Raw genomic sequence first — 22572 nt, forward strand, 5'->3', positions numbered from 1 at the left:
CGAGTGTCCCGGCTGCGGCTGGCCGAGCCGCTGCGGATCTCGCGCGCCGCCATGAGCGAGCGCGACGCGGTGTGGGTAAGGCTCTCGCACAACGGGACTCACGGGAGCGGGGAGGTGGTGACGAGCCCGCGGCTCGGATTGGATGTCCCGGCCATCGAGCGGGCGCTGGCCGTCGCCGTGGAATGGATGGGGGACGACCCGCATCCCGGCCGCCTGCCGAAGCGGTTGCCCGAACTCCGAATCCGATTGCGCGACGCCTTGCCAGTGGCCGCCGCCGTCGATTCCGCCATCCACGACTGGTTGGCCGTCGCGGCCGGGGTCCCGCTCTGCGAGCTGCTCGGCATGCCCGCCTGGGACCGGGTGCCGACGGCCTACACGATCGGCATCGTGCCGGCCCCGGACGCGGGCCGTACGGCAGCGCGCCTGGTCCGCGCGGGGTTCACCACGATCAAGGTCAAGCTGGGAGCCGCCGATCCGGCCGACGATATCGCCCGGGTGGCGGCGATCCGGGCCGCCGCTCCCGCGGCCGCGCTGCTACTGGATCCCAATGGCGCGTGGGATACCGACACCGCGGTCGCCGCGCTCGGCCGTCTCGCCGAGTTCGGGATCGCCGCGGTGGAGCAACCGGTTCCGGCCGGGGCTCCGGACGAGCTGGCGCTGGTCGCGAAGTCCGTGCCGATACCGGTCATCGCCGACGAGGACGCCGGTACCCGCGCCGATCTCGACGCGCTACCCGGCGGAATCGGCGGCATCAACATCAAACTCGCCGAATGCGGCGGGCTGGACGCGGCCCTGTCGATGATCGACTGGGCGCGCCGGCGCGGGGTCGCCGTGATGCTCGGCTGCCAGGCGTCGACCTCGCTGAGCATCGCCGCCGCGGCGCATCTGAGCGGTGCCGCGCGCTGGGTCGACCTGGACGGGCATCTACTCATCACCGGCGATCCCTGGCAGGGGCTCGGCGGGTCGGACGGGTTACTGCTGCGGCCCGTGGGTCCAGGGCTCGGCGTCCGACCCGGCGGTGCAGGATGAACACGCTCGGGCTCTTCCGCTCGTTTCCGCTGTCGGTGCGGCTGCTGCTGGTGAACCAGCTGGCCGGCAACACCGGCTTCTACATGCTCATGCCGTTCCTCGCGGGCTACCTGCTCACCGACGTGCGCCTGTCGGCGGCGGTGGTGGGTGTGGTGCTCGGCGTGCGGAATCTGAGCCAGCAGGGCCTGTTCCTGGTCGGCGGCGCGATCTCCGACCGGCTCGGCGCCCGTGGTGTGATCATCGTCGGCGCGGCGATCCGGGCCGTCGGGTTCGCACTGTTCGCCGCTGGTGGGTCATTGGCGGTGGTGCTGGCGGCCTCGGTGCTGACCGGATTCGCCGGTGCGCTCTTCAATCCGGCCGTGCGCGCCTATATCGCCCGCGACAGCGCCGACCGCGCCGCCTCGGCGTTCGCGCTGTTCAACGTGTTCGGCAATGTGGGTTCGGCGGTCGGTCCGCTGGCCGGAACGGTGCTGGTGGCGATGGGATTCCGGCTCACCGCCGCGGTGGCGGCCGGCATCTTCGTGCTGCTGACCATCGCGCAGCTGGTGTTCCTGCCCGCGCGCCCGGTGCCGCCCGCCGACCACGGGGTGCTGCACGATCTGCGAAATCTGATCTCCCACCGCGCCTTCTGGGCCTTCGCGGTCGCCTTGGCTGGCATGTTCGCGCTGCAGAGCCAGAGCTATTTCCTCCTGACCCTGCAGGCGCGGCGGGTCGCCGGTCCGCACGACACCGGGGCGGTGGCGGCGTTGTTCCTGGTCGACACCGCCGTGATCCTGCTGCTGCAAGTGCGGATCACCCAGCGTTTCGCACGCGGGGAACGCGGACCCGCGATGGCCGCGGGCATGGCCGTCATGGGCCTCGCGTTCGTGATTCCGCCGCTGGCCGCGCCGCTCATCGACGGGGGCGGCGACGGTGTCGTGGCGACGTCGCTGCGCATGGTCCCGATTCTCGCCGCGGTCGTGGTCCTCACGGTGGGCGCGATGATCGTGCAGCCCTTCGTGAACGAACTCGTCGCCGCGTTCGGCGGCGTCCGCCTGACCGGAACCTATTTCGGCGCCTTCTATCTCGTGTCCGGCGTGTGCACCGTCGGCTTGACGGCGCTGGTCGGCGCGGCGGTGGACCGGGGCGGCGGTCCGCTGGCGTGGTGGCCCGCCGGGCTCTGCGCGGGCACCGGGCTACTGGCCGCCGTCGCGGTGAGCGCGCTGCACCGCGGTCGGCTCCTGCCTGTGGCCGACATCGAAAAACCCAGTGAGACAGCGGTCTCCGTCGCCACGGCGGCGACCGCTCCCGACACCGAAAGCCGAGACCCACGATGACCTGCCCGACCGAGGGCCCGGTGCTCGCCACCGAGAATCTGCTGACCGACAATCCGGCGCTGTACGAGCGCACCTTCCCCGACAGCGGCCACCGCAACGCCCGGTTCGTCCACGACCTGGTCACCGAATTCGGCACGACGCCCGACGGCACGGCGATGCGGCTGCTGGACGTCGGTTCCGGCACCGGCCGGGACGCGGCGCGGCTGGCCGAACTGGGCTATGTCGTGACGGCCATGGATATTTCGCCCCGCATGGTCGCCTATGCCCGGGCGAAGTATCCCGGTATCGCGTTCGAGGTCGGCGATGCGCGCCGGTTCGGCACACGCGAGCGGATGGACGTGGTCACCTGCCTGGGCAGCACGCTGCTGCACCTGCACTCGAGCGCCGATGTGGCCGCAGCGCTCACCGGATTCGCCGCCTGCCTGCGGCCGGGCGGGCTGCTCGTGCTCGAAATGCGCAGTGGCGCCTTCCTGCTCACCGATCGCGGTCGCCGCGAGCTGCTCGATGAGGTGTCCGTCCGCGAGATCGAGTGGGAGGGGGTCGCCTACACCTCCCGTACCACGCTGTCGGTGGACCTGTCCGCGCAGCTGTTGCGGCGGCGGCGCGACTGGACCTGGGTGGGAGGCGAACCCGTGGTCCAGCACACGGCGTGGCGGCTGCTGTTCCCCGAGGAGCTCCGATACCTGTTGCACACCAGCGGATTCGACGTCCTGGCTATGTTCGACCAGCCGGGTCCGCTCACCGAACCCGCCTGGCCGGGCGACGGCACCCGTTCCGCCGCCCTGACCGGTGACCGCCTCCACGTGATCGCCCGCCGGAGCGAGCAGACGAGCGAGCGGTGAGCACATCGATGCGCACCGGGGTGGGCAGCGCTTTCGGTAGTTGTGGCGAACTGCTGCAAGGCGTGACCGCCGGCGACGATCGCGATTTCCTGGTGACGCTGCCGATCCGGCAGGGCTCGGTCGCGGTGTTCGAGCCCGGCACGGGCGACGGTGAGATCGAGACCGTACCGCCACACAAGAGCAAAGCGCGCCGGCTGGCCGAACTCATGCTCGAGCGGTCGGGCCACCGGCAGCCGGGACGCCTGACGATCATCAGCGAACTCCCCGAGGGCAAGGGGCTGGCCAGCTCCACGGCCGACCTGGTCGCGGCGGCTCGCGCGATCGCCGACGCGCAGGGCCGTGGTATCGACGCCGCCGAAATCGAGGATCTGCTGCGCGGGATCGAACCCTCCGACGGCGTCATGTATCCCGGGTCGGTCGCGTTCTATCACCGCGAGGTGCGGCTGCTCGCCCGGCTGCCCGCGCTGCCGCCGCTCACCATCGTCCTCGCCGACGAGGGCGGGCAGCTCGACACGGTCGACTTCAACCGCCGCGCCAAACCCTTCACCGCGGCCGACAAGCGCGAATACACCCGGCTGCTCGGCGGTCTCACCGAGGCGCTGGCCCGGCGCGACCACCATCGCATCGGCGAGATCGCCACCCGCAGCGCGCTGATGAACTCGGTGCTGCGCGAACGTCCGCACCTGGACCTGGCGTGCCGTGCCGCGCGCGGTATGGGGGCGCTCGGGGTGGTGATCGCCCACAGCGGTACCGCCACCGGCATCCTGCTGGCCGACGACGATCCGGACTACCTGGGAAAACTGGCTGAAGCCCAACGGATCTCGGCGGAATACGGAACGGCGGTCAGCGTGCATCACACCTGGCGTCCGCGCCCGCCGGACTGGCCGGGGTCGGCGGGCGCGCCGGCCACGATGCGGCCGCGGGCCGGATCCTCGCCGAGCGCGGCGACGGGGCATGGCCGCGAGGCGCGGGCGGCGGTCCGGTGATCAGCGCGACCGACATCCGCGTCGAATTCGGCGGTGCGGTGGTGTTGTCCGGCGTGGAACTCACCGCCGAAACCGGTTCCACCGTCGGACTGATCGGCCCCAACGGCTCCGGCAAATCCACCTTGCTGCGGGTGATCCACCGTGCGCTCCGCCCTCGCACCGGCACGGTGCTGATCGACGAGACCTCGGTGGACGCCCTGCGTGGGCGAGCGCTGGCCGAACGCCTCGCGGTCGTCGCCCAGGAAGCGCCCGCCGAGACGCCGATCACGGTGGCGGACATGGTCCTGCTGGGTCGCTCGCCCTGGGCCGGTGCGGTGCGGGGCTACGCCCGGACCGATCACGCCGCCGCGGCCGCGGCCCTGCATCGCGTCGGTGCGAGGCACCTCGCCGACCGCCCGTTCACCGCGCTGTCCGGCGGCGAACGCCAGCGCGTGCTCATCGCCCGCGCCCTGGCCCAGCAAGCCGACCACCTGCTCCTCGACGAGCCCACCAACCACCTCGACATCCGATATCAGCACGAATTGCTCAGCCTGCTAGGAGAACTCGCGATCACCACGGTCATCGTCCTGCATGATCTCAATCTCGCCGCCCGCTACTGCGACCGCCTGGTCCTGCTCGATCGCGGCCGCGTCGCCGCCACCGGAACCGTCGACGAGGTGCTGACGCCCGAGGTCCTCGAACCTGTCTACGGCGTCAGCGTTCAGCGCTCGACCGCCTTCGATTCCCCGCAACTGCTGTTCGGCCCACGACGGCCACCGGCCGAGCACAACGATCGGACCGGCGACCTGTCCGGCTCGCCGGCTGGGCGATCGGGTGGGCGGGTGGAACAGGGAGCGCCGCAATGACACTCCTCTCCACCGCTGCGAGCGAGGCCCCACCCGACGATCTCGGACATGCCCGGCGCAGATGGGCGTCGATCGCATGGCTCACCGCATTGGGCACCGTATTGCTGGCTGTGATCGTCTGCGCGTGCGGGATCGGACCGGTCGCGGTGCCGCCGCTCACCGTCGCCCGCATTGTCGGCCATCACGTGGCCGGAGTTCCGGCGGCATCGGAGTGGACGGCGGCGCAGGACGCCATCGTGTGGCGGGTGCGCGTACCGCGCGTGTTGCTGGGCGCCTCGGTCGGCGCCGGGCTGGCGGTCAGCGGAGCGGTGCTGCAGACCGTCGTGCGCAATGTGCTGGCCGATCCGCACATCCTCGGCGTCACGTCGGGGGCGTCCACCGGGGCGGCGCTGTCGCTGCTGTTCGGAGTCACCGCCGGGGCCGGGATGCTCTCCGGCAGTGCGTTTGTCGGAGCACTCGCCGCGACCGTGCTGTTGTTCGCGGTGGCACGCAGTCATGGACAGCTGACCTCACTGCGACTGCTGCTCGGCGGGGTGACCATCGGCTACGTCTTCTCGGCGGCGACCAGTTTCCTCATCTTCGCGTCGGACTCGCCGGAAGGCGCTCGCGCGGTGCTGTTCTGGCTGCTGGGTTCGCTCGGTTCCGCGGCCTGGCCCCCGGTCGCGACGACGACGGCCGCGGTGAGCGGGTGCGCGGTGGCGCTGTTTCTCATGGCCACGCGATTGGACGCGCTGGCCGTCGGCGACGACACCGCGCGCACCCTGGGCTTCGCGCCGACCCGGTGGCGGGTGGCCGCCCTCGGGGTGGTGGCGCTGTGCGTCGGGGCGGTGGTCGCGGTGGCCGGGGCCATCGGGTTCGTCGGACTGATCGTGCCGCACACCGCGCGACTGCTCGCCGGTGGTCGCCATCGCCGGCTGATCCCCGCGTCCGCCCTGCTGGGGGCGGTCTTCCTGGTGGTCGCCGATGTGGTGGCCCGAACCGCATTCTCGCCCAGGGAATTACCGCTCGGCATCGTCACGGCGGTCGTCGGCGCACCCCTCCTGCTCGTTCTCATTCGCCGCTTTCGCAACCCCGTTGCCTGAACCACGACACAAGGATTCATCGATCATGCCTATCTCCACCACCCTCGCGCGTGCCCTGCCCGCCGCCGTTGTCGCGATGCTCGCACTGACCGGCTGCGGCGCGACCGCACCCGAGAACACGCAGCCCACCGACGGGGCCTTCCCGCTCACCATCTCCAGTTGCGGCCGGGACGTGCGATTCGACCGCGCCCCCGCCCGGGTGGTCACCGTGGGATCGGTGGCCGCCCCGCTCATCGCCGCCGCCGGCGCCGCCGACCGCGTCGTGACCCGAACCTTCGAAACCGCGCCCTTCCCCGGGGAATACGCCGCCGCGCTCGGTCACGCCGAAATGATCACGCCCACCGCGGATCTCGCCCGCGAACAGATCATCGCGCGGAATCCGGACGTGGTGGTGAGCTTCGAGGGCGCGGCCGTCAAACCGGAGGATCTGGCCTCGGCGGGCATCCCGCTGCTGGTCACCCGCGGCTACTGCAAGAACGCCGCCGGCGCCTACGACGACATCTTCGCCGATATCGAGCTGTACGGAAAGCTGTTCGGGACCGCGAAGCAAGCCGGTGACACCGTCGCCGACCTGCGTCGCCGCGTCGCCGCGGTCGCGGATCAGCACCGGCCCGGCGGCCCGGCCCGCCCCGCCGCCGCACTCATCCTCTCCCGGGACGGCTCCACCCTGAGCGCGTACGGCGCCACCAGCACCGTGCACACGCAAATGGGCACGCTCGGGCTCGAGAACATCTTCGGAGACGTGGCCAAACGCAATTTCGAAGCCAATACCGAAACCCTGATCGCCCGCAATCCCGACGTGATCATCCTGCTCACCCAGGGCGACCAGACTCCCGACTCGGTCCGGCGCGCCCTCCGTGACCGTCCGGAACTGGCCTCGCTCGACGCGATCCGCCACGACCGTGTCATCGCCGTCCCGTTCGGCTACACCGGGCCCGGTCCGGTCGCCGTCGAGGGCCTCGAGGTGCTGTCCGCCAAGCTCGGCGCCCTCCGATGAGCGATTACACCCTCCGCGCGGCACTGCCGCAGGATCTCCCGGGCGCCCGCAGCGTCATGCTCGACACCTTCTACCGCGACCTCGGATACGGCTACCTGCCCGAGCATCACGACGACGTCGTCGACCCGGCCCGCGCCTACCTCTGCCATCCCCGACAGCGCCTCTGGGTGGCGGTGCTCGGCGCGGAGGTGGTCGCCACCACCGCGATCCGGGCCAGGGGACCGCGCACGCCGCCGCATCCGGCGTGGTTGGCCGCACGTTACCCCGACCACAGCACGGCCCAGCTGTTCCGGGTCTACGTGCGTCCCGAGCACCGCCGGCACCGGCTGGCGACCGAATTGGTCACGCGGGCGGTCGAATTCGTCCGCGTGACACCCGCCTACCAGCGGTTGTACCTACACACCGACGCGAGTGTGCCCGGTGCGCTGGAGTTCTGGAAATCGCTCGGCACTGTCGTGCACGATGACCGTGAACCCGGACGACGGTTCCAGACCGTGCACCTGGAGATCCCGCTGGGTCGATCGGAGCGCGGGAGGCTCGGCGGGGGATCGGCCGATGGTGAGCGGGGCTCGTCCGGTCAGTGATCGTCGTAGTGGTCGTCGTGCGCCGCGTGCCGGTGGCCGTCGTGGATGTAGTCGACGTGGTCACCGTGGGGGACGGCGACGTGGCCGCAACCTTCGCCGTGTACGTGGGCGTGGTCGGCGTGTTCGCTGTGCCCCGCGGTTTCGCATTCGTCGTAGTGGCCGTCGTGAGCGCGATGCAGGTGACCGTCGTGCACGTAGTCGACATGGTCACCATGCGGGACGGCGACATGGCCGCAACCTGGGCCGTGGACGTGTTCGTGATCGGTGTGCTGGGTGTGAAGTGCTGCAGACATTCGAATCCGCTCCTTCCGGGACCCGGTTCCCTGACAAGGCGAAACATTAGCACTCGCGCATCTGTTTGTTGATTGCTAGAAGATCGCGGAGCCGCAACGGTGGCCGGTCGTCGGCGTGGGCGCCCGGTCTCGGGCGCCAGAAACCGGGCGAAGTGCGATCAAAACCGGAGTCCGGGCAGGTCGGAGTGTGATCCCATGCCCCTGACCTTGGGCTCTGCCGCGCTTGCAGTAAAATCGGTGGTTCTTGTGTGTCGACGCGACGCACAATCGATCAGTTAACCATCGGCATCCGCTGCACCCGAGGAGACGCTTGTGATCACCGCGACCGACCTGGAGGTCCGGGCCGGAGTCCGCACCCTGCTGACGGCGCCGGGCTCGGCGCTGCGGGTGCAGGCCGGTGACCGGATCGGGCTGGTGGGCCGCAACGGTGCCGGCAAGACCACCACGCTGCGCATTCTCGCCGGTGAAGGTGAACCCTACGCGGGCAAGGTCATTCGTTCCGGAGAACTGGGATATTTGCCCCAGGATCCGCGCGAGGGCAACCTCGACATGCTCGCCAAGGACCGGGTGCTGTCCGCGCGCGGCCTCGACACCCTGCTGCGGGAGATGGAGAAGCAGCAGGCGCTGATGGCCGAGGTCGCCGACGAGAAGGAACGTGACAAGGCGATCCGCAAGTACGGCCGCCTCGAGGAGCGTTTCTCGGCCCTGGGCGGTTACGTCGCCGAGAGCGAAGCCGCCCGCATCTGCCACAGCCTGGCCCTGCCCGACCGGGTGCTGAATCAGCAGCTGCGCACTCTCTCCGGTGGTCAGCGTCGTCGAATCGAGTTGGCGCGCATCCTGTTCAGCGCCTCCGACGGCAGCGGCGGCAAGTCCGACACCACACTGCTGCTCGACGAGCCCACCAACCACCTCGACGCCGACTCCATCAACTGGCTGCGCGGGTTCCTGCAGAACCATGACGGCGGCCTCATCGTCATCTCCCACGATGTCGAACTGCTCGGCGACGTGGTGAACAAGGTGTGGTTCCTCGACGCCGTGCGCGGCGAGGCCGACATCTACAACATGGGCTGGAAGAAGTACCTCGACGCCCGCGCCACCGACGAACAGCGCCGCGTGCGCGAGCGCGCCAATGCCGAGAAGAAGGCCTCCGCGCTCAAGCAGCAGGCCGCCAAGCTCGGTGCCAAGGCGACGAAAGCCGCTGCGGCACACCAGATGGTCAAGCGCGCCGAGCGCATGCTCAACGAGGTCGACGACATCCGCGTGGCCGACAAGGTGGCCCGGATCAAGTTCCCCGAGCCGGCCCCCTGCGGCAAGACACCGCTGATGGCCACCAACCTGACCAAGCTGTACGGGTCCCTCGAGATCTTCACCGGGGTGAACCTGGCCATCGACAAGGGCAGCCGGGTGGTCATCCTGGGTCTCAACGGCGCCGGTAAGACCACCATGCTGCGGCTGCTCGCGGGCGTGGAGACCCTGACCGCGGGCCAGATCGACCCCGGTCGCGGCCTCAAGATCGGATATTTCGCCCAGGAACACGACACCCTCGACGATCAGGCCACGGTCTGGGAGAACATCCGGCACGCCGCCCCCGACGCGGGCGAACAGGACCTGCGCGGTCTGCTCGGCGCGTTCATGTTCTCCGGGCCGCAGCTCGAGCAGCCCGCGGGCACGCTCTCCGGTGGTGAGAAGACCCGTCTCGCCCTGGCCGGTCTGGTGTCCTCGGCGGCGAATGTCCTTCTGCTGGACGAACCTACGAACAACCTCGACCCGGTCTCGCGTGAGCAGGTGCTCGACGCGCTGCGCAGTTACGCGGGCGCGGTGGTCCTGGTGACCCACGACCCGGGCGCGGCCGAGGCGCTCAACCCCGAGCGCGTCATCATGCTGCCCGACGGCACCGAGGACCACTGGTCGCAGGATTACCTGGAACTGATCCAGCTGGCCTGAGCGCGCGCGTTCCGGGCGCGGAGAAACCGCCGTCCGCGCCCGGAAACTCGCTTCCCGCACCGAAAAACGCGTGTTCGCCAAAACTCGGTGATTCACATCACACCGTTTCGTTGATCACAGGCATCCGAGTCTCTACCCTGGAATGAGGCGCCCACGGCGACTCGGAGGAAGCCATGAGTGACAGGCCCGCACAGGGTAAAGCCGTATTGGGTAAAGGCACGCGCGTCACCGGGAAATCCCGCGATCGCTTGCAATCCCAGCTCAAGAAGCAGTACGAGGCCGGGGCCAGTATCCGGTCCCTAGCCAGGGAAACCGGGCGGTCGTACGGCTTCATTCACAACGTGCTCGTGGAGTCGCATGTGCAACTCCGCAGCCGGGGCGGTGCCAACCGCCGCAAGGCCGGCAAGCCCGTCAGCAAGTAGCGTCCCGTTCCGGGAACACGATCGCGGGGACTCGGCCGGTGAACGCCGGTCGGGGACTTGCGATCTCGCTCCGCTCGCGATGGCGTGCGGCCGCTACGGGGTCACGGTCCCGTCGCCGAGCACCAGCAGGTTCGCCAGGCTCCGGAAAATCGGCAGACCGGTCTTGATCTCGAGATAGGCGAACTGCCCCTGGGGATTCACCTCCAGGAAGTAGAACTCGCCATCGAGCCCCACCCGCAGGTCCAGCACGCCGAAAGCCAGTCCCAGCGCGCCCATCAGCGTGGTCAGCGACTTGCTCACCGAGGCGGGCAGGCGATCGGCGGTGAACGCCACCGAGGTGTCCAGGCGCGAATCCACCCGTCCCACACCGGATTGCGAGTCGATGCGCACCACCCACTCGATGCCGTCCACCCACACGATGCGCAGGTCGCTCTCGGCCTGGATGTAGTCCTGGAAGATGGTGGGGGAGTTGCGGATCGTGGTGAGCCGGTCGAAATCGGCCGGGGTGAACAGGCGGGTCTCGGTGAACGCCCCGCGCCCGGTGCCGGTGCGCTTGTAAACCACTGGCCCGGGCCGGGATTCGACGAAGGCGCGCGCCTCGTCGGGGTCATTGGTGACGAGGGTTTCCGGAATCGCGAATCCGGCCCGGGCGGCGGTCTCCAACTGCACGATCTTGCGTCCCGCGGTGCGGTCGGCCCCGGGGTCGTTGACCCACAGGGCCGGGATCGACCACAGCAGCCCCTGCAGGAAGCCGTCGCACTCGGCGCGGCGGTAGTCGTCGTCCTCGGCGCTCAGCCCGCCCGGCACCAGGGTGGGGTGCGGGCGCCGCCACCACACCGAGGTGACGTCGTCGAGTCCGAAGATGTGCGACAGGCTCCGGTAGGAGCCGTCCGCGCCGAGCCGGAAAGTGCCGTTCTCGCGCGGGAAGTCACGCATGTCGAGACGAATCGGATTGTGGCCGTGAAATTTACGCAGTGTAGCGGCGAGGGCATCGCCGTGCAGATCTTCGGCCTCGGTGACGATGAGGACCGAACCCGTGGTGCGGGCCATGCGCGGCCCCCGTCAGTCGAGGCTGTCGCAGGCGATGCCGTCGTCGCTGCCGTGTTGCGACCGGGTCTGGCAGCAGGTCATGGTGGCCCCGCCGACCCCGGGTCTCGCGGTCAGATCCAGTCCGCGGGCCCAGATCTCGGTCTGGCGCCGCAGCTCGTCGTCACCGCGGGCGGGACTCTGTTCCGGCGCCAGCGTGAGCGGACGATCGGTGACCTCCACGCGACGGCGCTGGGTGAAATCGGCTGTGGCGCCGGACCGTACCCGCACCAGTACCGGACGGCCCTCGCAACCACTCTGCGCACTCGCAGCATCCCACCGGGCGATGTCGAGCACATCCGCGCGATCCAGGGTCCAGGTGCCGTCGCCGACGCGCACGCTGATACTTCGCTCGGTGGCTGCGACAAGGTAGCCGGGTAGCTGTCGCGCGGTGTTGGCGAGGGTCGCCGATCCCGTTCGGTGCAGGGCGCCGGTCATGCGGAACTCCGATCTGCTCGGGATTTGCTGCGGGGCCGAGCGTGATCTGAATCATATCCCGCGACCGATCGAATTCGGTCCGCATCGACAGATTTCAGCCTTCTCGGCAAACTCTGCCGGGGTTTCGGAAATCGCTCCCGCTGAAAGATTTTCGCTGAACAACCGGGGTGGGTGCGGACGGGCGTCGCGGGGCTAGAGGCCCAGGGCCTCGGGCGAGTCGGCCACGGCCCGCAGTGCCGCACCGGGATCCGCAACCAGTTTGCGGGCCGCGAGGTCGAGAATGCCGGATACGGCGTCGATCTCCGCGGACACGGTGCCGTCGAGTTTCACGATGCGCTGGCGCATCCGGAAGATTTTGCCGCCGGTGAATTCGAACTCGCAGGTCACGTTCACCTCGTCGCCGAGATGCAATTCGCGCTGGTACTTGATGGTCTGTTCCAGCACTACCGGCCCGATGCCCGCGGTCACCATCTTGTCCCCGGCGATGCCCGCGGCCTTCAGCAGCTCCCAGCGCGCGTGCTCGGCGTACTGGAGGTAGACCGCCTGATTGAGATGCCCGTTGATATCGAGCTCATAGCCGCGCACGGTGATGGGAACAGAGAATGCCATGCAAGGTCCAACCCGCGCCGACCCGATGATCATTCCGCATGTCGGGTGGCCTATGGCACATTCAGCCCGGCGATTCTCGGGCTACCCGCCGGGCAGGATGACTCGGCGGGTGTCGCGATCGGTTGCCGGTGAACCGCGCCGGCGGCTCGGCGAATGCGCGGCGCGGCAGGCGAACTCGCGTGTTCAGGCGCGGTTCGCGGTGCGCTCGGCCCACCACCGCGGAGCGTCGACGAAGTAGTTGTCGTACTCCTTCTGCGCCGCCTCGATGTCGGCCGGGGTGGTCTGCCCCAGTGCCAGCTGCTCCAGGAATCGGAAGTACCCGTGCCGCTCCACGCCCGGCATGAGGGCGATGAACAGGCGGGCCGAGGAGCCGGGGACCGCGCCGAAGGCGTGCGGCATGAACTTGGGGACCACCAACGCCCCGCCCGCGCCGACGGTGACGATCTCGTCCCCGGCCATGACCTGGAGTTCGCCGTCCGCGACGAAGAACAGTTCGTCGGAGAGCGTGTGATAGTGCGGCGCGGCCCCGTCGGCGCCCTCGGCCAGCGTCACCTCGACGGTGCTGACCGACCCGCCCGCCTCGTCGGAGTCGATGAGCAGTCGTACCGAGGCGGGCTGCCCCGCCCCGATGATCTCGGAGTCCTCGGGGCGGCGGATGGCGGCGGGGCGGGAAGCGGCGTTCATGAGAAGCTCCGGATCATTCGGTGATTGATAATTCGCTACCGAACTATATGGCATCGAATAGAGTGTTGTCCATGGGTGAGAACGAGACCGACGCCGTGGACACCATCGCGGCGCAGTGGCGGCGGGAACGGCCGGACCTGGACGGCGAGGCCATGGAGATCATCGGCCGCCTGGGCAGGCTGGCCGCGGTGGCGGGCGCGAAGGTCGAAACGGTGTTCACCGCCCACGGATTGCAGCGCGGCGAGTTCGATGTGCTTGCGGCGCTGCGCCGTTCGGGGGAGCCCTACGAGCTCAACCCCTCCGCTCTGGCCGACACCGTGATGATGTCGCGCGCGGGCATGACCGGCCGGCTCGACCGCTTGGAGCAGGCCGGTCTGGTGCGCCGCATCGCCGACGCGGGGGACCGGCGCGCCATCAAGGTGGCGCTCACCGACCGCGGCCTGCACCTGATCGACATCGTGGTCACCGACCACTTCGAGAACGAGACCCGCATCCTGTCGGTGCTGAGCGCCGCGGATCGCAAGGAACTCGACCGCATCTCGCGGCTGCTGCTCGCCGATCTCGAACGTGAGGGCTGACGAGCGCGGGGCGAATCCGCCCCGGGTGATCACGCCTTGCGGCGGATGGAGGCCTCGACCAGATCGAGCACGGCTTCGAGGTTGTTGCCCGCGTGCCCGGAGGCGATGCGGGCGATGAGGCCGTCGAGGACGAGGTCCAGGTAACCGAGCAGCACCTCGGTGGGAACGTCGTCGCGCAGCGCGCCCGCGGCCTTGCGGCGCTCGAGGCGGGCCACGGTGGCGGCGGTGAGCTCCTCGGAGCGCTCTTCCCAGTTGGCCCGGAACTCCGGGTCGTTGCGCAGGCGGCGGGCGATCTCGAGGCGGGTGCCCAGCCAATCGAAATCCTCAGGGCGGGCGAGCATATCGCGCATGACCTGGATCAGACCCTGGTTGGCGGCGACCTCGGCCATGCGGCCCGCGTCCTCCTGGGCCAGCGCCAGGAACAGCGCGTCCTTGTCCCGGAAGTGGTGGAAGATCGCGCCCCGCGACAGACCGGTCGCTTCTTCGAGACGACGCACGGTGGCGCCCTCGTAGCCGAACTCGGCGAAGCAACTGCGGGCTCCGTCGAGGATCTGGCTGCGCCGGGCGGCGAGGTGGTCGTCTGACACCTTGGGCACTGGACTCCTCCGAAACGTGTTGTGCGGGTTCTCCTTATCGATCTTGCGACCAAATCGGAGAACCCGCACGAGCGACGAGCGAAGCGACCCGGTGAGGGGTCGCGTGGCGGGCCCCGGAGCTGCGCTTTCACGCGATTCCGGTGCCCGCCACCACGACTCGGTTTCGAAACAGCCCTTCGAGAACCGAGCTACATCGCAGTGACTAGCCGCGAATCATGTTGCGCAGCACGAACTGCAGGATGCCGCCGTTGCGGTAGTAGTCCGCCTCACCGGGGGTGTCGATGCGGACGACCGCGTCGAAGACGACCTTCTCGCCGTTCTCCTTGGTGGCGGTGACCTTCATGGTCTTCGGAGTCACACCCTCGTTCAGCTTGGTGATGCCCTCGATGTCGAAGGTCTCGGTGCCGTCCAGGCCCAGCGACGCGGCCGACTGGCCGGCCGGGAACTGCAGCGGCACAACGCCCATGCCGATCAGGTTCGAGCGGTGGATGCGCTCGAACGACTCGGTGATGACGGCCTTGACGCCCAGCAGGCTGGTGCCCTTGGCGGCCCAGTCACGCGAGGAACCCGAGCCGTACTCCTTGCCGCCCAGCACGACCAGCGGGATGCCCGCGGCCTGGTAGTTCTGCGAGGCGTCGTAGATGAAGGCCTGCGGGCCACCCGGCTGGGTGAAGTCGCGGGTGTAACCACCCGAGACGTCGTCCAGCAGCTGGTTGCGCAGACGGATGTTGGCGAAGGTGCCGCGGATCATCACCTCGTGGTTACCACGACGCGAGCCCAGCGAGTTGTAGTCCTTGCGCGCAACACCATTGGCGTCCAGGTACTGCGCGGCCGGGGTGCCCGGCTTGATCGGACCGGCGGGGGAGATGTGGTCGGTGGTGACCGAGTCGCCCAGCAGCGCCAGCACGCGCGCGCCCTTGATGTCCTCGACCGGAGCCGGGTCCATCGACATGCCGTCGAAGTACGGGGCCTTGCGGACGTAGGTGGACTTGTCGTCCCACGCGAAGGTGTCGCCCTCGGGGGTGTTCAGGCCCTGCCAGCGCTGGTCACCGTCGAACACGGTGGCGTAGGACTTGGTGAACATGTCCCGGCTGATCGCCGACTTGATGGTGTCGTCGATCTCCTGCGCCGACGGCCAGATGTCCTTCAGGAAGACATCGTTGCCGTTGGCGTCCTGACCCAGGGCGTCGGTCTCGAAGTCGAAGTCCATGGTGCCCGCAAGCGCGTACGCGATGACCAGCGGCGGGGAGGCCAGGTAGTTCATCTTCACGTCGGGGGAGATACGACCCTCGAAGTTGCGGTTACCCGACAGCACGGCGGTGACCGACAGGTCGTTGTCGTTGATCGCGGCCGAGATCTGCTCCGGCAGCGGGCCGGTGTTGCCGATGCAGGTGGTGCAGCCGAAGCCACCCACGTAGAAGCCCAGCTTCTCCAGGTACGGCCAGAGACCGGCCTTCTCGTAGTAGTCGGCGACGACCTGCGAGCCCGGGGCCATGTTGGTCTTCACCCACGGCTTGGACGCGAGGCCCTTCTCGACGGCATTGCGGGCCAGCAGGGCCGCGCCGATCATGACCGACGGGTTCGAGGTGTTGGTGCAGGAGGTGATGCCCGCAACCACGACGGCGCCGTGGTCCAGCACGAAGTCACCGCGCTCCGGGTCCGACACCTTGACCGGCTTGGACGGACGGCCCGCGTTGCCGTTGGCGGCGGTCGGGACGGCCGAGTCGTCGGAGGCGGTGCCCGGGGCGACCGGGTCGCTGGCCGGGAAGGACTCCTCGATGGCCTCGTCCAGCGCGGTGTGCGGGACGGGGTCGTTGGTGTAGGTGCGGATGTCCTGGCGGAAGGCGGACTTGCTCTCCGACAACAGGATCCGGTCCTGCGGGCGCTTCGGGCCGGCGATGGACGGCACCACGGTGCCCAGGTCCAGCTCCAGGTACTCCGAGTACGCGGGCTCATTGGCCGCGTCGTGCCACAGGCCCTGCTCCTTGGCGTACGCCTCGACGAGCGCGAGCTGCTCGTCGCTGCGGCCGGTCAGGCGCAGGTAGTTGATGGTCTCCTCGTCGATCGGGAAGATCGCGGCGGTGGAGCCGAATTCGGGGGACATGTTGCCCAGGGTGGCGCGGTTCGCCAGCGGCACCTCGGCCACGCCGGCGCCGTAGAACTCGACGAACTTGCCGACCACACCGTGCTTGCGCAGCATGTCGGTGACGGTGAGCACGACGTCGGTGGCGGTCACGCCCGGCTTGATCTCACCGGTCAGCTTGAAGCCGACGACGCGCGGGATCAGCATGGAGACCGGCTGGCCCAGCATGGCGGCCTCGGCCTCGATGCCGCCGACGCCCCAGCCCAGCACGCCCAGGCCGTTGACCATGGTGGTGTGCGAGTCGGTGCCGACACAGGTGTCGGGGTAGGCCTGGCCGTTGCGGACCATGACGGTGGGGGCCAGGTACTCGATGTTGACCTGGTGCACGATGCCGACGCCCGGCGGGACGACCTTGAAGTCGTCGAACGCGCCCTGACCCCAGCGCAGGAACTGGTAACGCTCGCCGTTGCGCTCGTACTCCAGATCGACGTTGCGCTCGAGCGCGTCGGCGGTGCCGAACACGTCGAGGATGACCGAGTGGTCGATGACCATGTCGGCGGGGGAGAGCGGGTTGACCTTGTTCGGGTCGCCGCCGAGTGTGGTGACGGCCTCACGCATGGTGGCCAGGTCGACGATGCAGGGCACGCCGGTGAAGTCCTGCATGATCACGCGGGCCGGGGTGAACTGGATCTCGGTGTCGGGCTCGGCCGACGGATCCCAGGCCGCGAGGGCGCGGATCTGGTCGGCGGTGATGTTCGCGCCGTCCTCGGTGCGAAGCAGATTCTCCGCGAGGACCTTCAGGGCGTAGGGCAGCTTCTCGGTGCCGGGCACGGCCGAGAGACGGAAGATCTCATACGAGTTGCTTCCGACCTCGAGGGTGCCCTTGGCGCCGAAGGTATCGATACTCGTCACGTTCAGCTCCACTCGTCTGTGAATGGGAGGGCCAGCGGCGGGGCTGTGCCGATGGCCTCGTCGAGGCGCGGGCCTCGTCCGTTTTCCGACATTAACAGTACGCTTGTCCTGTGAGCACATCGGGGGCGGGAAGACCGTGGCGCGGTGAGGCGATCTGACACGCCGTCCCGTACCCTGCGTTCGTGACCGTCTCGCACCCCTCGGTTTTCACGCCCGTGAAGGCGGAACTACCGCCGAACACCGACTTGAATAAGATCATCGCCGATCTCGACGACAACCATGTCGCCGCCCCCGAGGGACGCGACCAGGAGGCCCTCGCGGCCATCGCCGCCGACGCGCGCGATCAGGGCGTCAAGCTCGATATCGTTGTGGTGCCGGGCAATCCGGGGATCGAGGCGAATCTGCGCGACCTGGCCAACGAGGTCGGCAAGATCGAGCACGGCACCGTGGTGGTCTTCAGTGACGACTGGGTCGGCACCTTCAGCGATCAATTCACCCGCGGGCGGCTCGAGCGCGCCGAGGACGGGGCCAAGTACCGCGGATCCGAGCACACCGCCGATGCCGCACGGGTTTTCGTCGATCGGCTGCAGCAGCCGGAGGCGGTGTCCTGGACGGTGATCACGCTGGTACTGCTGGGTCTGCTGGTCGCGGGGATCGGCGGGCTGTACGTGGTGAAGTCGCGGCGGTCCTCGGATGGGGCGCAGCCGCCGACTCCGGTGGGGTAGGGGTTCCACTGCCGACGGCGACGGGGTCGCCGGGTGGGGTTCGGGTTCGTCCCGGGCCCCTTTTTCATTGCCCGAATCCGGGTGCGCGGTAAAGCAAACCGCCCGGTTCGTATGCGACACGCCCGATTGGTGACGCGTGTCGTGTCATGTGACGCATGGTGATTGTGTGGTCTACCTGCAAATATGTGGCTACTGACGAATTACATATGTGTGATTGTGGCGTGGCTGATCTGACCGGTTCATGACATGTCGTACGGTTTCGCGATGGCACGGCTGGGACAGATGTGCCGAATGGGACTCCAGGGAGGTGCGATGCGACGACCGGCGAAGCGGCGCGGACGTCCAGCGCGAGTCGCTACGGAGTTGCTCGTAGCGGCGGTCGTGCTGGCCTGTGGCATGGCCTCCGGACAGGCGGTCCCACCCCCACCCCCCAATCCCAGCGACGGCGACCTCAACGCCGCCGGAGCCCAGGTCGACGCCGGTGTCGGCGAGGTCGGCGCGCTCATCAACCAGGTCGCCACCGCCGAACAGCAGCTGCAACAGCTCGACGACGCCATCGCCGTGCGCCGCGAAGCGGTGAACAAGGCCCTGGTGGATCTGCAGATCGCCCGCGACGCCGCCGATGCCGCCGCCCAGACCGTGGTGCAGTGCCAGCAGGAGCTCACCGACGCGGGCGCGAAAGTCGATACCGCGCACGGCAATTTCGACAAGTACGTCGCGCAGGTCTACATGCGTCCCGGCTCCACCTCGCTGATCAGCTATATGGCCGCGCCGAGCCCTGAGATCGCGCTCAACCGCGCCCAGATCCTGACCATCGCCTCCAAGAATCAGCAGCAGGTCGTCGACGGCCTCCGCCACGCCCAGGTCGACCAGGCCAACAAGACCTCCGCCGCCAAACAGGCCCAGCAGGCCGCCGACGCGTCCGCGGCCGCCGCCGACGCCAAGAAGGCCGACGCGCAGAACGCCGTCACCACCGCCCAGGCCGAATTCAACCAGCAGAACAATGTCCGCAACGGCCTTGTCTCCCAGCGCGACTCGGCCCAGCAGCGCCTGGACTCCGCCCGCGCCAACGTGGCCGGCCTGCAGAATCAGCGCGACGCCTTCGTCGCCTGGGATCAGCAGCGCAAAGCCGAGGAAGCCGCCGCCCACGCCGCCGCGGTCGCCGCCGCCGCACGCGTGGCCGCCGACCGCGCCGCCGCCGACCGCGCCAACCAGGTCGGCCAGAGCCACCGCCCGCACAAGGTCCAGGACTCCTCCCCACCCCCGCGCCGCCCCCAGCCCAACCGCTCGGACACGCAGACCACCCGTCCCAGCGGCGGCTCCCGCTCCGAACTCATCGAAACCGTCGTCGACCGCGCCATGTCCCAGCTCGGCGTCGTCTACGCCTGGGGCGGCGGCGACGAGGACGGCCCCACCCTCGGCATCCGCGACGGCGGCACCGCCGACAGCTACGGCGACTACAACAAGACCGGCTTCGACTGCTCCGGCCTCATGATCTACGCCTTCGCCGGCGTAGGCGTCTCCCTCCCGCACTACTCCGGCTACCAATACACCATGGGCACACGGGTTCCCGTCTCCGAACGAGCCCGCGGCGACATGCTCTTCTGGGGCGCCGGCGGCTCCCAGCACGTAGCCCTCTACATCGGCAACAACAAGATGGTCGAGGCCCCACAATCCGGCGACGTCGTCAAGGTCTCCCCGGTCCGAGAAGACGGCATCATGCCCTACGCCGTCCGCATCATCTCCTGACCCACCACCTGTAGGTTCTCAGTTCGGCGTGCACTTTCTCAGTGCTAGCTGCATCTGGGCTGCACCTGTGCAAAGAGTTTGAGAATTCGTCGACATCACCGTCTGTGCTGTGTGAGCTGGACCCTGACCAGCTGATCAACTGTTGGGCCTTCCAGGGGACGCTTCGAGTGCCGCCCGTAGCAGGCACGGCGGAAGGCCGCAGTAAGTGGGTCGAAAGTGTCGGCGGTGTCGAACGTATGTCGCCGATGGCCTGGTAGACATCGGACCCAAGGCGAGACCCCGCAGGCGTGGTCAGGTGTTGATCATGACGATCATCGTGAAGGGCGCCGGACGGCTCGCCCCGGATCGCTACAGCCTGTTCTGGGGCTATTACGAGACGGTATTCAGGCGAGAACGAAGCAAACCGACCACACACGCCCGCTTGCTCCAGGACCACAGCAAAACAATCTTGACCCTGCATCAACGCGTTGGTTTCGAATTGCAGGTCAGCAGCGAAAGCGACATCTCGACGGCATTGATGGCGCCCACCGAGCTACGTCAGGTGGCACGACAGATACTGCTCGACGAGGGCTTCCAACCTGCGCACCGCGATTCCGACCTCCTCGACCGCATCGTCATCGCCGCAACTCACCGGTTGGTCCTGCTCACGCCGATCTCACGCGGACAAGATGGACTCGGATTCGATGTCCGCTCACTCCAAGAACTCATGGCCGCACGATTTCTGACCACCGGTCCTATCGACGAGGTCATCACCCGATTGAGGGTCGCCGCGGCCAACCCGCATTGGCGCAACACCTGGATCTTCGCCGCCGGGCAGCTGTTCGCAGAAACCCAGCCCCACCAGCACGAGGCGGTCGTTTCACTGGTCGAACAGATCGACCGAGATGCCGCTCAACGACTCGGCCGTGTGTGCCCGATCGGGCCTGAGCTCGCCTTGGATCTGATCGATGACGGGATGGCCCGCGCGGTCCCCAAGTTCCACGACCGTCTCCTTGCGACGGCCCTGGCGATCTTGCGGGCCCCCCGACTGGCTGATCCGCTCGCCGTGGCACGTGTATTCGTGCGTGCCGCGATGATCAATGACCAAGTCCGGATATCGATCGCCGAGGGGCTTCGCAGCGCACTGAGCGATGTCCCGCTCGTCCGTGAATCGGCCGTCGCTGTTCAAGACCGCATCGGCACCGCCGCCGAGGAGACCAATTCCAGCTCCACCGTGCGCGGCCTCGGCGGCGTACGGGGCGCCGATATCCGTCGAGAGCTCGCCACGACCGCCGATCAGGCATGGCAGCAATACCGCGAGGTAGTAGCCGAACTGGTCGACCAGTCCGCGCACCGGCAGGTATTGGAACGGGCCGACCTGTCTATCCGCACCATTGCGCAGGCCGGGCCGAACGGCGTCGACCTCTCCGCACTCGTCGAAGCCCTGCTCAGTCCCGACGACGCCGAGGTACTGGAGATGGCGTTGGAGAACCTTGTCGATCATGAGGCCGAGCTGATGGAGCTGCTGCGTAACTTCGTGCTGCCAATGTTCCATCGCAGTCCGGTCGGCCAGCTTCTGAGCTCAACCTCGTCCTAGACCGGCCACCTTGAGATTCATCAGTCCAGTTGTCGAGCCTTAGCACCAACTACGCCGTAAACCACTCATCGTTGAGAATCGAATCCCCTACCTCTCATCGGACGCGGCTGGCACTGGACGCAGCGTGCGGGCGCGGGCCGCGGCGACGACCAGCAGCAACACGTCCAGGCGCAGCATGACCGTCGGCATAGTCGACGACGGGGGCCAGATGCACTGAGCCTGGTGGATCCTGAGGTTCCTCGCACCGGCCGCTACGAAGGCCCTCGGATCACAGCCGCTCGAAGCGGCATTCGCAGGAGTTCCACCAATACCGCGGGATTCCGTCCATGGAACGGACGAGTTCGAAATCCCAGTGGGTCGCTTCGCTGCCATCTCCCAGGTGGGGGTTGTGTGCAAGGATCCGACAGTCCCAGTCCGGGTCGCCGACGATCACCCCGCACAAACCCAACTCCGACAACGGAATCGAGGGCGCGCCGCACTCGGCCCCGACCGATCGCGGTATCCGCCACTCGCGCTCGTGCGACCAGTCCGAATCAGCACTGAATTTGACAGCCCAGGTCCGTAGTCCGGGAACTTCTTTCAGCCGCTCGAGTTCGTGGGGCCGGGCGTACCAGACCGGACCGCCACCGGCGTCGTAGACGGCTTGCCGGTCGAACATCAGCGCCCATGGCGCCTGGCCGCGATCTTCGATGAGGTGTTGCACACCCGCCCACGAGGCCTCGGTCATGCACACCGCCGGATCGCCGCCGGAGAACGTGACAAACGCGGAGATGGCGTTCTGGGTCAGGATCGACTCCAACCTCTGGGCGGCGCCCATCGCCCGGATCTCGTCGGGCACCTCGTTCCCGGTCGGCCGGGCCCGGTCCACGAAGTGGAACAGGGTTGAGGAAAGGTCGGGATGTGTCACCGTCCGAAGCGTGTCCGAGGTGGCGGGGCTGAGGTCAGTTGACCGGATGTCCATACCGCTGACTCCGCTTTCGGAGGCCGGACCGTTACCAGTCGGCGAGATGACGCATGGTTGGCACGGTATGCGCGCCATCGGATAAGCCAACGTCTCGGTGGTCAGGGGTGCCACGCTCGTCGGCGAGGTATGCGCATGTCCACGGTTCGGTAACCCCGGGAGGCCGGTATTCGTCGGTGCCGCAGCGTGTGCCCGGGGCGGTCGCCGACTCCTGCGCAACGGTCGATAGATGCCG

The 22572-nt window shown here is 68.4% G+C and carries 22 protein-coding genes; 14 read left to right on the top strand and 8 right to left on the bottom strand.

The annotated features are described in order from the left end of the window. Positions 1-3 precede the first annotated feature (3 nt). Genes ACFRAQ_RS13510 through ACFRAQ_RS13545 form a run of 8 tightly spaced genes read left to right on the top strand, consistent with a single transcriptional unit; the run spans position 4 to position 7681 of the window. Entirely contained in the window at positions 4-1029 is a 1026-nt protein-coding gene (locus ACFRAQ_RS13510; RefSeq protein ID WP_379098597.1) for an enolase C-terminal domain-like protein, read from the top strand. After that, complete coding sequence (locus ACFRAQ_RS13515; protein ID WP_379098599.1) at positions 1026-2345, top strand: MFS transporter; 1320 nt, start codon at positions 1026-1028, stop codon at positions 2343-2345. The genes ACFRAQ_RS13510 and ACFRAQ_RS13515 overlap by 4 nt, the downstream gene beginning before the upstream one ends. Beyond that, complete coding sequence (locus tag ACFRAQ_RS13520) at positions 2342-3187, top strand: class I SAM-dependent methyltransferase (protein WP_379098602.1); 846 nt, start codon at positions 2342-2344, stop codon at positions 3185-3187. The genes ACFRAQ_RS13515 and ACFRAQ_RS13520 overlap by 4 nt, the downstream gene beginning before the upstream one ends. Beyond that, entirely contained in the window at positions 3184-4173 is a 990-nt protein-coding gene (locus ACFRAQ_RS13525; RefSeq protein ID WP_379098605.1) for a hypothetical protein, read from the top strand. The genes ACFRAQ_RS13520 and ACFRAQ_RS13525 overlap by 4 nt, the downstream gene beginning before the upstream one ends. Further along, complete coding sequence (locus ACFRAQ_RS13530) at positions 4170-5018, top strand: ABC transporter ATP-binding protein (protein WP_379098608.1); 849 nt, start codon at positions 4170-4172, stop codon at positions 5016-5018. The genes ACFRAQ_RS13525 and ACFRAQ_RS13530 overlap by 4 nt, the downstream gene beginning before the upstream one ends. Beyond that, positions 5015-6100: a FecCD family ABC transporter permease gene (locus ACFRAQ_RS13535; RefSeq protein ID WP_379098611.1), complete on the top strand. Its 1086-nt coding sequence runs from the start codon at positions 5015-5017 to the stop codon at positions 6098-6100. The genes ACFRAQ_RS13530 and ACFRAQ_RS13535 overlap by 4 nt, the downstream gene beginning before the upstream one ends. 25 nt (positions 6101-6125) lie before the next feature. Next, complete coding sequence (locus tag ACFRAQ_RS13540) at positions 6126-7097, top strand: ABC transporter substrate-binding protein (protein WP_379098614.1); 972 nt, start codon at positions 6126-6128, stop codon at positions 7095-7097. Next, on the top strand, positions 7094-7681 hold the full coding sequence (locus ACFRAQ_RS13545) for a GNAT family N-acetyltransferase (RefSeq protein ID WP_379098616.1): 588 nt from the start codon (positions 7094-7096) through the stop codon (positions 7679-7681). The genes ACFRAQ_RS13540 and ACFRAQ_RS13545 overlap by 4 nt, the downstream gene beginning before the upstream one ends. Here ACFRAQ_RS13545 and ACFRAQ_RS13550 read toward each other — a convergent pair. Continuing rightward, positions 7675-7974 carry a hypothetical protein gene (locus ACFRAQ_RS13550; protein ID WP_379098619.1) on the bottom strand — a complete coding sequence of 100 codons (300 nt, stop codon included), beginning with the start codon at positions 7972-7974 and terminating at the stop codon, positions 7675-7677. The genes ACFRAQ_RS13545 and ACFRAQ_RS13550 overlap by 7 nt on opposite strands. Positions 7975-8286: 312 nt before the next feature. Here ACFRAQ_RS13550 and ACFRAQ_RS13555 point away from each other — a divergent pair, with 312 nt between their 5' ends. After that, positions 8287-9918 carry an ABC-F family ATP-binding cassette domain-containing protein gene (locus ACFRAQ_RS13555; RefSeq protein ID WP_357287741.1) on the top strand — a complete coding sequence of 544 codons (1632 nt, stop codon included), beginning with the start codon at positions 8287-8289 and terminating at the stop codon, positions 9916-9918. Positions 9919-10091: 173 nt separating this feature from the next. Beyond that, the gene (locus tag ACFRAQ_RS13560) at positions 10092-10340 is read left to right on the top strand and encodes a helix-turn-helix domain-containing protein (RefSeq protein WP_357082573.1); all 249 of its coding nucleotides are present in this window, start codon (positions 10092-10094) and stop codon (positions 10338-10340) included. 93 nt (positions 10341-10433) lie between these two features. Here ACFRAQ_RS13560 and ACFRAQ_RS13565 read toward each other — a convergent pair whose 3' ends face one another. The 4 genes from ACFRAQ_RS13565 to ACFRAQ_RS13580 all read right to left on the bottom strand — a co-directional run bounded on the left by ACFRAQ_RS13565 (position 10434) and on the right by ACFRAQ_RS13580 (position 13157). Continuing rightward, the gene (locus ACFRAQ_RS13565; protein WP_379098624.1) at positions 10434-11390 is read right to left on the bottom strand and encodes a hypothetical protein; all 957 of its coding nucleotides are present in this window, start codon (positions 11388-11390) and stop codon (positions 10434-10436) included. Positions 11391-11402: 12 nt separating this feature from the next. Next, positions 11403-11864 (bottom strand): hypothetical protein, encoded by a 462-nt coding sequence (locus tag ACFRAQ_RS13570; RefSeq protein ID WP_379098627.1) that lies wholly within the window; start codon positions 11862-11864, stop codon positions 11403-11405. A 192-nt stretch (positions 11865-12056) separates the two neighbouring features. Further along, the gene (locus ACFRAQ_RS13575) at positions 12057-12473 is read right to left on the bottom strand and encodes an acyl-CoA thioesterase (RefSeq protein ID WP_379098630.1); all 417 of its coding nucleotides are present in this window, start codon (positions 12471-12473) and stop codon (positions 12057-12059) included. Positions 12474-12656: 183 nt separating this feature from the next. Beyond that, a complete protein-coding gene (locus ACFRAQ_RS13580) occupies positions 12657-13157 on the bottom strand; it encodes a cupin domain-containing protein (protein ID WP_379098633.1) in 501 nt (166 codons plus the stop codon). A 71-nt stretch (positions 13158-13228) separates the two neighbouring features. Here ACFRAQ_RS13580 and ACFRAQ_RS13585 point away from each other — a divergent pair, with 71 nt between their 5' ends. Continuing rightward, on the top strand, positions 13229-13735 hold the full coding sequence (locus tag ACFRAQ_RS13585) for a MarR family winged helix-turn-helix transcriptional regulator (protein ID WP_379098636.1): 507 nt from the start codon (positions 13229-13231) through the stop codon (positions 13733-13735). A 29-nt stretch (positions 13736-13764) separates the two neighbouring features. Here ACFRAQ_RS13585 and ACFRAQ_RS13590 read toward each other — a convergent pair whose 3' ends face one another. After that, on the bottom strand, positions 13765-14331 hold the full coding sequence (locus ACFRAQ_RS13590) for a helix-turn-helix domain-containing protein (protein WP_357082556.1): 567 nt from the start codon (positions 14329-14331) through the stop codon (positions 13765-13767). 202 nt (positions 14332-14533) lie between these two features. Then, entirely contained in the window at positions 14534-17326 is a 2793-nt protein-coding gene (locus ACFRAQ_RS13595; RefSeq protein WP_379098640.1) for an aconitate hydratase, read from the bottom strand. A 182-nt stretch (positions 17327-17508) separates the two neighbouring features. On the opposite strand from ACFRAQ_RS13595, the gene ACFRAQ_RS13600 reads away from it, so the two are divergent. From ACFRAQ_RS13600 to ACFRAQ_RS13610, 3 genes are all read left to right on the top strand, one after another. Continuing rightward, positions 17509-18051, top strand: a complete 543-nt coding sequence (locus tag ACFRAQ_RS13600) for a DUF6676 family protein (protein WP_379098643.1) — start codon at positions 17509-17511, stop codon at positions 18049-18051. A gap of 312 nt (positions 18052-18363) precedes the next feature. Further along, positions 18364-19800, top strand: coding sequence for an NlpC/P60 family protein (locus ACFRAQ_RS13605; protein ID WP_379098646.1), 1437 nt, complete (start codon positions 18364-18366; stop codon positions 19798-19800). A 304-nt stretch (positions 19801-20104) separates the two neighbouring features. Then, positions 20105-21376: a hypothetical protein gene (locus ACFRAQ_RS13610; RefSeq protein WP_379098649.1), complete on the top strand. Its 1272-nt coding sequence runs from the start codon at positions 20105-20107 to the stop codon at positions 21374-21376. 268 nt (positions 21377-21644) lie between these two features. Here ACFRAQ_RS13610 and ACFRAQ_RS13615 read toward each other — a convergent pair whose 3' ends face one another. Then, complete coding sequence (locus ACFRAQ_RS13615) at positions 21645-22283, bottom strand: hypothetical protein (protein ID WP_379098652.1); 639 nt, start codon at positions 22281-22283, stop codon at positions 21645-21647. Positions 22284-22572 lie beyond the last annotated feature (289 nt).

This window comes from Nocardia sp. NPDC056611 (assembly GCF_042792755.1).
Lineage (GTDB): Bacteria > Actinomycetota > Actinomycetes > Mycobacteriales > Mycobacteriaceae > Nocardia.

Coding starts and splice junctions, on each gene's coding strand:
- ACFRAQ_RS13605 (WP_379098646.1), top strand. CDS start 18,364: ATGCGACGACCGGCGAAGCGGCGCGGACGTCCAGCGCGAGTCGCTACG.
- ACFRAQ_RS13580 (WP_379098633.1), bottom strand. CDS start 13,157: ATGAACGCCGCTTCCCGCCCCGCCGCCATCCGCCGCCCCGAGGACTCC.
- ACFRAQ_RS13585 (WP_379098636.1), top strand. CDS start 13,229: ATGGGTGAGAACGAGACCGACGCCGTGGACACCATCGCGGCGCAGTGG.
- ACFRAQ_RS13535 (WP_379098611.1), top strand. CDS start 5,015: ATGACACTCCTCTCCACCGCTGCGAGCGAGGCCCCACCCGACGATCTC.
- ACFRAQ_RS13540 (WP_379098614.1), top strand. CDS start 6,126: ATGCCTATCTCCACCACCCTCGCGCGTGCCCTGCCCGCCGCCGTTGTC.
- ACFRAQ_RS13575 (WP_379098630.1), bottom strand. CDS start 12,473: ATGGCATTCTCTGTTCCCATCACCGTGCGCGGCTATGAGCTCGATATC.
- ACFRAQ_RS13565 (WP_379098624.1), bottom strand. CDS start 11,390: ATGGCCCGCACCACGGGTTCGGTCCTCATCGTCACCGAGGCCGAAGAT.
- ACFRAQ_RS13520 (WP_379098602.1), top strand. CDS start 2,342: ATGACCTGCCCGACCGAGGGCCCGGTGCTCGCCACCGAGAATCTGCTG.
- ACFRAQ_RS13515 (WP_379098599.1), top strand. CDS start 1,026: ATGAACACGCTCGGGCTCTTCCGCTCGTTTCCGCTGTCGGTGCGGCTG.
- ACFRAQ_RS13545 (WP_379098616.1), top strand. CDS start 7,094: ATGAGCGATTACACCCTCCGCGCGGCACTGCCGCAGGATCTCCCGGGC.
- ACFRAQ_RS13550 (WP_379098619.1), bottom strand. CDS start 7,974: ATGTCTGCAGCACTTCACACCCAGCACACCGATCACGAACACGTCCAC.
- ACFRAQ_RS13570 (WP_379098627.1), bottom strand. CDS start 11,864: ATGACCGGCGCCCTGCACCGAACGGGATCGGCGACCCTCGCCAACACC.
- ACFRAQ_RS13560 (WP_357082573.1), top strand. CDS start 10,092: ATGAGTGACAGGCCCGCACAGGGTAAAGCCGTATTGGGTAAAGGCACG.
- ACFRAQ_RS13610 (WP_379098649.1), top strand. CDS start 20,105: ATGACGATCATCGTGAAGGGCGCCGGACGGCTCGCCCCGGATCGCTAC.